We start from the raw sequence: 11,133 nt of genomic DNA, 5'->3' as shown, positions 1-11,133 counted from the left end.
GCATTACGCCCCTTTATTTTTGAATTTATTAATCCAATAGGCGGTAGAGACATCATGCTTCGTACAGGGGGGCGTGGTTTGCTGTAGTTCTTTAATGATGTCTGAAGCGAGGAATTTACCGTATTCCACACCCCACTGGTCAAAAGGGTTTATCCCCCAGATTAACCCCTGTACAAAGACTTTATGTTCATACAAAGCCAAAAGAGCCCCAAGGTGATAAGGGGATAAGCGCGGCAGTACAATTAGAGTGTTGGGGCGCCCACCTTGATGCGTACGGTGTTTGGCTAGCCAGGCGGCAGCGTTGGGTGCGTGGCCTTGCTGTAGGCATTCCTCGTAGGCTTGTTCGTAGCTCTTGCCTCGTAGCATGGCTTCGCGCTGGGCAAGACAGTTAGCTAACAGGCTTTGGTGATGCTCTTGCCAACGGTGATCGGCTTGCTGACAGACGATAAAGTCTACAGCGGCCCCTTCGGTGCCTTGGTGTAGCCACTGAAAAAAGGTGTGTTGCGCATCGGTGCCAGGCATGCCCCAAACTACAGGGCCAGTTGCTACGGGCACGGGTTCCCCATTTAGATCCACTGACTTACCAAGGGATTCCATTTCTAGCTGTTGAATATACGGAACCAGATATGCGAGGCGAGAATCATACGGGGCAATATTTAATGAAGCAATATGTAAGATATTGCGGTTAATAATGCCGTGTAGTGCCATTTGTACGGGAGCATTATGAGAAAGTGGCGCTGATTCAAAGTGGTGATCCATCGCTGCTGCCCCCGCATGCATACCCGCAATTACATCCGAGCTAACGCTTAAAGCGGTAGTGAGCCCCACACTGGACCAAAGAGAAAAGCGCCCTCCGACCCAATCCCAAAAAGTAAAAATGTTTTTTGTTGGAACCCCCCATTGTGCAGCTCGTTCAGGCTTAGCGGTAATGGCGACCACTTGCTCATGCGGAGCAGGGACGCCAGCGGCTTTGAGCCACTCTAGGGCTCGCTGCGCGTTGGTTAAGGTTTCGGCCGTGGTAAAGGATTTAGAGGCCACCACAACCAGTGTGTCATGTGGATTCAGGTCAGCTAAACCGCTTTCAATGGCATGGCCGTCAATGTTGGCCACGAAACGCACCGTACGCCATAACTTACTATAGCCAAAAGCACTGATACAAAGACGAACCCCCCAATCGCTACCGCCAATACCAATGTGCACAATATGACGCCAGCGGTGTGCCGTATCAGCGTGGCGGATAAAGGCATTAAAGCGCTCTCGCTCGGCAGTGACTTCGGGGGTAGTCATATGTTGGCGCAAGGCCGTGTGCCAGGCGGCTCGGTTTTCGGTTGGGTTGACGATACCACCATGTAGTAAAGCATGGCGTTGCTGCTCAAAGTGACGTTGCTCTAGTAAACGTGTGGTAGCAGTCTCGATGGCAGGGGAACAACGCTGACCGCTGAAATCTATCGTGATACCTGCCGCTTCGATCGTATAAAGACCGTTTAATGTCGGTTTAGTTTGCTCTACAGCTGAAACGAGTTCCGACCAGGCTGGTAGTTGAGTAAGAGATGGGGTGGGTTGCATAGTGTTACGGATGAGGAGTTGGCATAGGTTTATTTTCGATCAGATTAAGAGCACCACGCACTAAGCGATAAATGTTCCAAATCATAGCCGCAAAAAAAATCACAAAGCCGACCCCAAGTAAAGCAGTTAGGGCGCCAAAAATGCATAGTCCTAAAGTGATCCAAAATGTACGGATCTGCCAAGTGAAATGGGAGATCAGCATGGGGTCTTTGATCTCATTGCGTTTAATGTGGTTAATAATAATAGCCACAATTGCTGGTATACCACCAAGAAAATAGCCAGCCCCATAAAGCGCGTAAATAACCATGGTAAGTTGACGCTGACTTTTGAATGCATCATTGTTTAGGGGAGCTGGCTGTAGAGGCTGGTTCATGACGTTGGGAAAAACCTGTAAAAAGAGTATGGATAGAAAATAGTAGCCTTCGTATTAATATCACCATTCCTATTTGAATCAAAATAAAAAAGGTAAAGATAGGAATCAGCCACCAACCTTTTATTATAAAAGAAAATTTTTGATATAAAGGTGTATAAAGCTGAATAAAAAACACATGGATCCCATAAATGGTTAGGCTATGGGTACTCAGCCATAAGGTCAACTCTGTGGGCTTAGGCCAGCGATGGGCGTAGTGTACGATCAGATAAAAGGCGCTGGTAGCAGCTAGTATGACATTAAGGCTTAAATAGTCATAGAAAAGCACGGAAGGTTTAGCTTGAGAACGGCTAAGCCAATAGGTACCCAGCAGGGTAACCAGTGAGCCGGAGATCAAACTAAGCACGGCGCCTATGGAGTAGGTGCGGCGTGGCTGCCATTCCATGATCCACGCTCCGACAAAAACGTAGCCAATTAACCCAATAAAACTAAACAGCGCATACTGCGATTGGATCACAGAGGCTTTAGGAAAGAAAATCAAACCACCGTTAATGCCTGCCCAAAGCAAAAGCCAGAGCTGCTTTTCTTTGCCAGTACTATGCTGGTAGAAAACACGCAAAAAAGGGATAGTTAAATAAATACCGATTAGCGCGTATAGATACCAAAGATGATGACCCGAGGGAGTATAAATCGCTTTAAGAAAGGCTTGTGATAAAGCGGAGGGACTGGGGTCACGGACTTGATTCCAAATCAGATAAAACAAAGACCAACCGATAAGCGGTGGCAAGATACGTCTGAAGCGCTTTTTAAAAAACACACCTAGAGGCTCACGCTTATGCAGCAGCAGCGCGCCACTGAGCATCAGAAAAAGAGGCACACTAATACGAGCAAGTCCATCATAGGTGTTGCTTGCCCACCAGTTTTTATCCCACTGATGAAAGCCTAAGGCTGCCACGTGCAGAAGTACGACCAGTACACAAGCTAAAGCGCGGCAGAACACCAGGTTTTGCAGTTGATTCGGGGGGAAACTACGGGTATAACTCATGACGGATAGACATACATATAATCATGTCTTTACCCTAACAAAATCGCTACTGTAAGTTGTTGCGAGCTTTGTATAAGTTTGAGCAAAGCTTACAGGGCAGAAACTATGATAGGTTACGATGAAAACACATAAAATCGCCGTGATGGCTGGAGATGGGATTGGGGTTGAGGTCATGCCAGAAGCGCTGCGTGTGCTGGAGACCGTGAGCAAAAAGCATGGCATTGCCTTAGAGTATGAGACTTTTGATTGGTCAAGTGCAGATTACTACCAAAAACACGGACAGATGTTGCCCGATGATTGGTTCGAGCAGCTGCGGGGTTTTGATGCAATTTTATTTGGTGCGGTGGGCTGGCCAGCGGTGGTCCCAGACCATATCTCTTTGTGGGGCTCGTTGCTAAAATTCCGTCGTGAGTTTGATCAGTACATCAACATGCGGCCTGTACGTTTAATGCCGGGGGTACCGTGCCCTTTGGCAAATAAAAAGCCCGGTGATATTGATTTTGTGGTGGTGCGAGAAAATACCGAAGGGGAGTACACCAATCTGGGTGGGCGTATTTTCGAAGGGACCGAGCGCGAGGTAGTGATCCAAGAATCCGTATTTACACGTACGGGTGTGGATCGGGTCTTAAAATACGCGTTCGAGGTCGCACAGAGCCGCCCAGCTAAACATTTGAGCTCCGCCACCAAATCCAATGGTCTGGCTATTAGTATGCCGTATTGGGATGAGCGGCTTGAGCAGATGGCGGCGCAGTATCCCGATGTACGTTGGGATAAGCATCATATCGATATTATGACAGCTCGTTTTGTGCTTAATCCAGAACAGTTTGATGTGGTAGTAGCATCAAATTTATTTGGGGATATTTTGTCGGATCTTGGGCCGGCGTGTACTGGGACAGTGGGGATCGCGCCTTCGGCAAATTTAAATCCAGAGCGTCGTTTTCCTTCCTTGTTTGAACCCGTACATGGCTCGGCTCCGGATATTGCGGGTAAAAATATCGCTAACCCTGTGGCTATGATTTGGTCAGCGGCCATGATGGTTGAGTTTTTAGGTCAAGGTCAAGCGCCTTATCAAGCGGCTTATACGGACATGATGCAAGCCATTGAGCATTGCTTAGCACAAGGGCCTCGGACTGCAGATTTAGGTGGTAAGGCTACGACCACAGAGGTTGGTCAAGCGATTGCTGCTATGATTTAAAACAAGAAAAGTCACCGATTGGTGACTTTTTCTTTATTTGGGGCGACGCATATCAAACAGCGTATCATCGTTGATTTCATAATAGTCGCCTGGGCCGCCGCCTCGTAATATCGGCCGCCCAGCAGCACAGTGATAGATACCATCTTTAATGAGAGCGGGGTTAATATGCACGCCCACGGCTTCTCCTAGCACCATCCACGTATCGATGGCTTCGCCTTGATGGTCAGTGAGCTGAAAATGCTGCGTTACTTTGCACTCAATAGAAACATGGCTTTCCCCTACACGAGGAGCTGCCACAAGCTGACCCGCAATGGGAGTCAGTTGAGCAAACTCGAATTCGTTAACTGCTTGCATTGTGCTACTTTGGTTCATGGGCTCGGCTAAATCGCGCGAGGCCAAGTTCCAGGTGAAGACACCGGTTTCAATGGCATTGCGCACACTGTCTTTGTAACCCACACTGGAAAAAGCAATAACTGGCGGTTGGTAATTAAAAATATTACAAAAGCTATAGGGTGCAAGATTTGGGTTGCCAGCTGTATCTTGGGTACCTATCCAACCGATTACTCTAGGACCGACGATGGAGCTAATGGGATCATGGCGTAGGCCGTGACCTTTTAGGGGTTCGTAAAAATGGTAATGATTTTGCACAGTTGTCTCTTCCAGTAAGCCAAAATAGAATCAAGGTTCGGGAATATCCCCATAGTGAAGCATATACTTTACAACTAAAATAATTAAACGGCAAACGTCTAAACCGTTTGTTTATATTGGATTTTATCCTTTTGCTAGTGGCCTTTTTAAGGTAATCATCATGTCACCTAATTCGACTCAGTGGCAGGACTTTGCCTCGAACGATCTTGATCAGGTGCAGTCCTCTGTTAGCTCCATGATTAAACCGCATCGCCTTAGTCTGAAAAAGGCATCGCAGCCTTTGCAGACACGTATGCGTTTTGTGCAGTTTGGGCAAGTGGCTTTAATGCGCCTGGGCTATGGTGCAGATGTACGTATTCAACCCGAAGAGTTGGCCGGTTTTTACTTAATTCAGCTACCACAGTATGGACAAGCCACGATTCGTTGTGGAGGCGAGACGGTAGATTCTTCGCCTAAGATTGCGACGGTACTGAATCCGAATGCGGAAATTGATATGGTGTGGCACGCTAATAATGAGCAGCTGATGCTAAAAGTAGACCGTACGCTTGTAGAAAACATGGCCATTAATTTGGATTGGCATGTTCCTAGCTCAGGACTCATTTTTCCCGTGAAGCTCGAAGCGCATCGTTCTACGAATTGGCAGCTGATGCTACGTTACGTGGTTGACTGTGCACGTAACTCAGATTCGGTTTTACAGTCGCCATTATTGATAGCGCAATTAGAGCAGCTGATTGCCACCACATTATTAGACGCACATCCCCCGTTAACAGCAGAAAAGCCGCGTATTCCGGGTAAGGTTTTGCCAAAACATATTCGCTTAGTAGAAAACTATCTTCATGAACATGCTGATCAAGTGATTCGTGTGGATGAGCTTGCGGCACTGGCGCAGGTCAGTATTCGTACTTTACATGCAGGTTTTCAAGAGTATTGTGGCATTAGTCCTATGCAATACCTACGTCAGATTCGATTGGATCGAGCTCGTCATGATTTGCTGCATAGTTTGGATCCCAACGTTTCAGTAGCGCAAGTAGCCTTGCGTTGGGGGTTTATGCACCAAGGGCGCTTTAGTGCAGAATATAAACAGCGTTTTGGTGAAACCCCTAGTCAAACGCTGCAGCGTCGGCGCCACGAAATGTAGCGCCGATAGATCTATTTTTTAGCAATGCGGTTCGCTGCTAAATAACCGGATTGCCCTCCTAAGCCTGGACCAGGGTGAACCGAGGCACCAATATGATGTAGATTGGCGATAGGGGTTTTACCGGTGCGTGCTTTAGCTTCGCCGGCAAAGGGGCGCATAAAGAAAAACTGATCGGGTGAGCATACTCCCGAATAAGGATCCCCACCCACCAGGTTGATGTTCCACTGCTCTAAATCGGCTGGACTAAAGGCTTTGTGGCCAATAATATGTTGACTCCAGCCGGGCATCACGCTTTCTAAGCGTTGCTTGACGCGCTCTACCATGGCTTCGCGTACCTCTTCATTCCATTTGCCATCGGTGGGGATGGTAATTTCATCGGCCGCATCTGCTTTAATCGTAGAGGGCATGTCTTGCATTTGTACCCATAAAATCCACGAGCCATCGGGGGCACGGCTAGGGTCTACGGCAAGTGGTTGCCCCACCGCTAAAGTCGGTTTGCGTGGGAGCCAACCGTTATTGGCTTCGACGACCGAGGCACAGACCTGCTCCATGCTTTCGGTCACATGCACCATAGGTACATGAATGAGTTCGGGGTTAATCCAAGTGGGTTTTTCTTTAAGCGCAAAGTGGATTTGCATGCCACCGCGTCCATAACGGTAAGCGCTAGCATGGTCTTTGTAGCGTTGTTCGGCATTAGGAATGAGTTGTTCATAAAGCTGGTTGGGTGTGACGTTACAGACAACGGCTTTGCTGGCTAAATATTGTTCAGAACCGACCCGTACGCCTGTGGCTTTGTTATTTTCGATGAGGATTTGATCCACATGTTTGCCCGTTAATACTTGCCCACCGGCTTTTTCGATAAGTTGAGTAAAGGCTTTGACGATATTGTAGCTACCGCCTTTTACCACCGGCATACCCCCTGCAACGACAGCAGAAAAGGTTAATTTGCCAATTAAAGACGATGTGGCTTCGTCAGGGCCTAATCCGCTGTGAAGTACCCAAGGGGCAATCATGGCGCGGGTTGCATCCCCAGAAAGCTCGCGTTCTGCCCAACGCCTGAAGTTTTCTAGGGACTGCGAGGCAAAGTGCATCATGCCATCGATGCCGCGCTCGCGCCATGATTTAAACACTAGCTTACTGGTGTCCCAGCTGTATGGCTCACCGCCCATGAGACCAAAAACCAACCCCGCATCCGGGCCAAATAAGCGTGCGGCGGCTTGTCCTATTGCATCGCCATCACCCGGAGCGATTTGGTTAAGTCTTTGAATGGTGTCATCCATGTCTTGACGTAAGGCAATGCCTACGCCGTCTGGCGTGGCCAAACCCGTACTATAGTCACTTTGTACAAACTCGAGCCCAGCTTCTTTTAAAGCTGGTGCGAGCTCGGCATAGGCTGCACCGCCTACAAATAGGGGGTACCAGCTAGAAAACACATCGTGAGTGAACCCGGGAAAGAGCTCCTCGGTGCGTATGCAGCCCCCCGCGATGGGGTTACGCTCTAAAACCGTGACGCGTAAGCCGCGTTGTGATAGAAGCGCTGCACAACTTAATGAGTTCATGCCGCTGCCTACAATGACCACGTCTGATTTGGATTGCATGGATGTCTCCTCAGTGGGTTTTATTATTCGCTAAGACGAGTGAACTTACCGCGGTGAAAAACGGCTGGCTCATGTTCAGTGATGGTACTATGGCGAACCACGCGTCCGATAAAGATCGTGTGATCGCCGCCTTCGTATTGACGATAGTTTTCACAGACAAAGGTGGCGACGCAATCATCAATTAAAGGCACGCCTTCTTCACCGTCAGCATGAGAGACCAAAGCGAACTTATCTTCGATTTTTGAGTTGGCAAATCCTAGCGCTGCCTCAGTTTGCTTACTGTTAATAATATTAATAGCAAAATAATTGCAGTTTTCAAAAAACGCGCGGCTAGGGGAGTGATTAACCAAGCTCCACATAATCAAAGGGGGTTCCAAAGAAAGCGAGCTAAACGAGTTAATGGTCAAGCCCACAGGCCGCCCTTCAGGTGTGCGGGTGGTTACAATAGCGACACCAGTAGGAAAGCAACCTAAGGCTTGTCGAAATGCACGGCTGTCAAAAATATTGACAGAGCTATCTGAGGATGAGGTGGCCTGATTAGACATGAAAATAACTCCTTATTAATACAACTATGCAGTCACGGGCTCTTGAGCTTTGGCTTGGATTAACTTTTCAGCCTCGGTGAGATCAGCCCACGCAGGGAACAGCACGGGTGGATGGTCAAAAGCATTTGCCATAAAGTGCGCTAAACGTGGGTGTTTTTCTGCACCGGTTAACAAAGCGAGCGCTTGAGGGGTAGGGGGCAAGAGCATGGAGTTTGTCCATGTCACCACGCGATTGGCATACTCCCAGTATTTTTCAAACGTGCTTTCCATCCATTGACGATCAAAAGGCTGCTCGCCGCGTTCTAAAATACTATCTAAATATACCTGAGCACATTTAGCGGCGTTGTTGGAACCCTGACCTGTAATGGGGTCATTGACTACGACCGCATCACCCATACCCAACACAATGTTGCCAGAAGGCAAGGTCAGTACGGGTTTGCGCACTGTGGGAGGGAAGCTGCCCGCTAAATAGCCTTGATCATCGGTAAGCTCACAGTTACGAGCGCGGTCGCCTTCCCAAGGTAAGAACTCTTGTAAGAAAGAGACGCTACGCTCAAAGTGTTCTTGCGGGCTTTGGGCATCGCGGAAACGATCTAAAGGACCACCGGGCACGCCTTCAAATACCATGATATCGCATGGTCCTGATAGCGTTAAGGAGGGGAACACAAAATACTCACCCACACCTGGGATAAAGTTAAAGGAAACGCGGGAGTATTCGGGGGTGGGCTCTAAACCATGGACATAGGTAAGTGCCAAAGCGCGTTGGGGCTTGTCAAAAGGGGAGCGAGAGGGATCACGCTCTAATAAGCGTACGACTTCGCCTTTACCAGCCGCTAAAACTGTTAGATCATATTCGTTGCTGATACGTTCCATTTCGGCAATGCCCACGTCTTCAATAACAACGCGGCCACCCCGTTTTTCAAATTCCTCTAACCAGACGGGCATTTTAATGCGTTGGTCAGTGGCTTGGGCGACGCGATCAAGGCGTCCGCTCCAATCTACGGCTTTGGTATCGGGTTTTTCTGGATCAGGTAAGGCAAAGCCGATCCCTTCTACCGGAGGGCATTCATCTTCCCAAAAGTTAATGCCTAAACGGCGCTCTACGTCGAGTGCATTGGCAAACATACACTGACTCGACATGACGCGACCTTCACGGATTTGATCGGGAGTGCGGTTGGTGTATACCGCTACCTCATAACCTTTTTCTAGCAGGCCAAAAGCAACCGGCATACCGGCTTGTCCGCCACCAATAATAGCGATTTTACGCATAGTAAAGTCTCCTGTTATCTATCAGAGAATCATGGAAAATGAGACGCACTTACTCCGCGAGTTTAGGGATAGCGGGTACGTTTTGTTCGGGGCCCATGGCGGAATAACCACCATCGACGGCATAATCAGCACCGGTGACAAAGCTTGCTGCATCGGAGAGAAGAAAAGCCACCACTTCGCCCACTTCTTCTGGGTTGCCGACACGCCCAAGCATATGGAACGGTGCGGCCACTTGATCTGTTTTGGCTCGGTCACCCCCGGTGATTTCGTCCATGACGCGCGACCAAGTCCAGCCGGGGGACACAGAGTTGACACGGATATGATCCGCCGCAAAATCCATCGCTAAGCTGCGGGTTAACTGCAAAATTGCGGCTTTAGAAACGGGGTAGAGCCAGCGCCCTGTTTGGGCAATAGAAGAAGAAATGGAGGTGAAATTCACAATCGCTCCCCCTTGCTGTGCTTGCAGATAAGGGCGAACAATTTTGCTCATTTCTACGGAGCTGACAACGTTAATATTGAGGGCGGTGAGCCAGTCCTCACGGCTTGAGTTCATTCCTTCATCTAGGTAAGAACAGGCCAGATTGACTAAGCCATCGATACGACCAAAGTGTTGGCTTACTTCTGCAGTGGCAGCAGTAATGGCATCATTATCCGTAATATCAACATGCCAGAAGCGTGCTACTTGTTCATCTTGGCCAACGGCCGCTGCCCCGCCCACCTTGTCAATATCAAATACGGCAACGCGAGCGCCATATTGGCGTAGCACTTGCACCACACCAGCACCAATTAGAGTGGCGCCGCCTGTGACAATAAATACTTTTTTTTCTAAACCTTTCATGGTCAGCTCCGATAGAGATTAGTTAAAATGGGATAGCGGCTTTAACGAGGAATTGATGGCCTTTGGGGCGACTACGAACGCCAACGTCTTGCTGCCATTTCGCGGTAAAAAGCCAGCCGTTAGGGTTGGCATAGCGCAAGGTTGGGCCAATGCCAAAGGCACGCGCTTTACCATCCCCAGCTAACGGTCCACTATCTTTTTTAAATTGCTGATAGGCATATCCCCCAATGCCTGCGACCCAACCATTACCAAAGCCATAACCGAGTGCATAGTCAGCATGAATAGCGTGCCCGGTACGGGTATGGGTATCGCTGTTATTCATGTTGAAATCCACCATGGCTTTAATATCGAAATTCACTCCTTTGGGCTGGGTATAGGTAAACGCCGCAGCAGGTTGGATCGTCCAGTAGTTACGACCCAGGTTGGCCATTTCACCTTTTTTGTAGCGTCCAGTAGGAGCAACAAAATCCACACCGATGACTGCATGTGCAGCATCGCTAAAGTGGTAGCCTAGAGCTGGACCAAAGGCAATGTCGCCTAGACCGGAGCGGCGTTTACTCATTCCCATGGCTTGCTCTTTAACGGTCAGTAAGGGAAATAGCGCATGAAAAGCCAGCTGCCCACCGGCGACTTGTTGCGGTGTTACCCAAACGACCCGAGGTGCGACCATGCCGACCTCGACTTTAAAATCAGGAACAGGGATTTTGTCACCATGACGATCACGGACGGAGTTGTAACGCATGGTGCCACCGTACATAAGCAGGTGCACCCCTGGCCCTGGTAAAGCGCCTGACATATAGGACTCCAAACCATCTGGATAAATAGGAAGCCCATTTCCTTCGATGGCGTGCGCGTTATAAGACAAGCCAACAAGGGCGGCACAGCTTAGTGCACATGTCAGATATTTTGTTTTAACCATTG

11 protein-coding genes are annotated in these 11,133 nt (G+C 48.9%); 2 read left to right on the top strand and 9 right to left on the bottom strand.

The features are described 5' to 3' along the window. Positions 1–3 precede the first annotated feature (3 nt). From pgi to ABD980_RS07800, 3 genes are read right to left on the bottom strand one after another with little or no spacing between them, the layout of a single operon-like run. Entirely contained in the window at positions 4–1,566 is a 1,563-nt protein-coding gene (gene pgi / locus ABD980_RS07810; RefSeq protein WP_345370793.1) for a glucose-6-phosphate isomerase, read from the bottom strand. Between the two features lie 4 nt (positions 1,567–1,570). Further along, positions 1,571–1,939, bottom strand: coding sequence for a DUF4870 family protein (locus ABD980_RS07805; RefSeq protein ID WP_345370791.1), 369 nt, complete (start codon positions 1,937–1,939; stop codon positions 1,571–1,573). After that, positions 1,902–2,981, bottom strand: coding sequence for an acyltransferase (locus tag ABD980_RS07800; RefSeq protein ID WP_345370789.1), 1,080 nt, complete (start codon positions 2,979–2,981; stop codon positions 1,902–1,904). The genes ABD980_RS07805 and ABD980_RS07800 overlap by 38 nt, the downstream gene beginning before the upstream one ends. A gap of 118 nt (positions 2,982–3,099) precedes the next feature. Here ABD980_RS07800 and ABD980_RS07795 point away from each other — a divergent pair, with 118 nt between their 5' ends. After that, positions 3,100–4,176 carry a tartrate dehydrogenase gene (locus ABD980_RS07795; RefSeq protein ID WP_345370787.1) on the top strand — a complete coding sequence of 359 codons (1,077 nt, stop codon included), beginning with the start codon at positions 3,100–3,102 and terminating at the stop codon, positions 4,174–4,176. Positions 4,177–4,209: 33 nt separating this feature from the next. Here ABD980_RS07795 and ABD980_RS07790 read toward each other — a convergent pair whose 3' ends face one another. Further along, entirely contained in the window at positions 4,210–4,824 is a 615-nt protein-coding gene (locus ABD980_RS07790; RefSeq protein WP_260650304.1) for a flavin reductase family protein, read from the bottom strand. A gap of 160 nt (positions 4,825–4,984) precedes the next feature. Between ABD980_RS07790 and ABD980_RS07785 the strand changes: the two genes are divergently transcribed. Next, entirely contained in the window at positions 4,985–5,962 is a 978-nt protein-coding gene (locus tag ABD980_RS07785) for an AraC family transcriptional regulator (RefSeq protein ID WP_345370784.1), read from the top strand. An 11-nt stretch (positions 5,963–5,973) separates the two neighbouring features. Here ABD980_RS07785 and ABD980_RS07780 read toward each other — a convergent pair whose 3' ends face one another. From ABD980_RS07780 to ABD980_RS07760, 5 genes are read right to left on the bottom strand one after another with little or no spacing between them, the layout of a single operon-like run. After that, complete coding sequence (locus ABD980_RS07780) at positions 5,974–7,560, bottom strand: phytoene desaturase family protein (protein WP_300647801.1); 1,587 nt, start codon at positions 7,558–7,560, stop codon at positions 5,974–5,976. A gap of 23 nt (positions 7,561–7,583) precedes the next feature. Further along, the gene (locus tag ABD980_RS07775) at positions 7,584–8,105 is read right to left on the bottom strand and encodes a flavin reductase family protein (protein WP_260650301.1); all 522 of its coding nucleotides are present in this window, start codon (positions 8,103–8,105) and stop codon (positions 7,584–7,586) included. Between the two features lie 24 nt (positions 8,106–8,129). Further along, a complete protein-coding gene (locus tag ABD980_RS07770; protein ID WP_260650300.1) occupies positions 8,130–9,374 on the bottom strand; it encodes a styrene monooxygenase/indole monooxygenase family protein in 1,245 nt (414 codons plus the stop codon). Positions 9,375–9,423: 49 nt separating this feature from the next. Then, complete coding sequence (locus ABD980_RS07765) at positions 9,424–10,212, bottom strand: SDR family oxidoreductase (protein ID WP_300647798.1); 789 nt, start codon at positions 10,210–10,212, stop codon at positions 9,424–9,426. A gap of 22 nt (positions 10,213–10,234) precedes the next feature. Next, complete coding sequence (locus tag ABD980_RS07760; RefSeq protein ID WP_260650298.1) at positions 10,235–11,131, bottom strand: transporter; 897 nt, start codon at positions 11,129–11,131, stop codon at positions 10,235–10,237. Between the last annotated feature and the right edge of the window lie 2 nt (positions 11,132–11,133).

It is taken from the genome of Paenalcaligenes hermetiae (assembly GCF_039543645.1).
Classification (GTDB): Bacteria; Pseudomonadota; Gammaproteobacteria; order Burkholderiales; family Burkholderiaceae_B; genus Paenalcaligenes; species Paenalcaligenes hermetiae.
This window is presented reverse-complemented; position numbering and strand designations above follow the sequence as displayed.

Excerpts from the sequence above, each read along its gene's own strand:
- ABD980_RS07760 (WP_260650298.1), bottom strand. The coding sequence starts at position 11,131 with ATGGTTAAAACAAAATATCTGACATGTGCACTAAGCTGTGCCGCCCTT.
- ABD980_RS07800 (WP_345370789.1), bottom strand. The coding sequence starts at position 2,981 with ATGAGTTATACCCGTAGTTTCCCCCCGAATCAACTGCAAAACCTGGTG.
- ABD980_RS07795 (WP_345370787.1), top strand. The coding sequence starts at position 3,100 with ATGAAAACACATAAAATCGCCGTGATGGCTGGAGATGGGATTGGGGTT.
- ABD980_RS07805 (WP_345370791.1), bottom strand. The coding sequence starts at position 1,939 with ATGAACCAGCCTCTACAGCCAGCTCCCCTAAACAATGATGCATTCAAA.
- pgi (WP_345370793.1), bottom strand. The coding sequence starts at position 1,566 with ATGCAACCCACCCCATCTCTTACTCAACTACCAGCCTGGTCGGAACTC.
- ABD980_RS07780 (WP_300647801.1), bottom strand. The coding sequence starts at position 7,560 with ATGCAATCCAAATCAGACGTGGTCATTGTAGGCAGCGGCATGAACTCA.
- ABD980_RS07775 (WP_260650301.1), bottom strand. The coding sequence starts at position 8,105 with ATGTCTAATCAGGCCACCTCATCCTCAGATAGCTCTGTCAATATTTTT.
- ABD980_RS07785 (WP_345370784.1), top strand. The coding sequence starts at position 4,985 with ATGTCACCTAATTCGACTCAGTGGCAGGACTTTGCCTCGAACGATCTT.
- ABD980_RS07765 (WP_300647798.1), bottom strand. The coding sequence starts at position 10,212 with ATGAAAGGTTTAGAAAAAAAAGTATTTATTGTCACAGGCGGCGCCACT.
- ABD980_RS07770 (WP_260650300.1), bottom strand. The coding sequence starts at position 9,374 with ATGCGTAAAATCGCTATTATTGGTGGCGGACAAGCCGGTATGCCGGTT.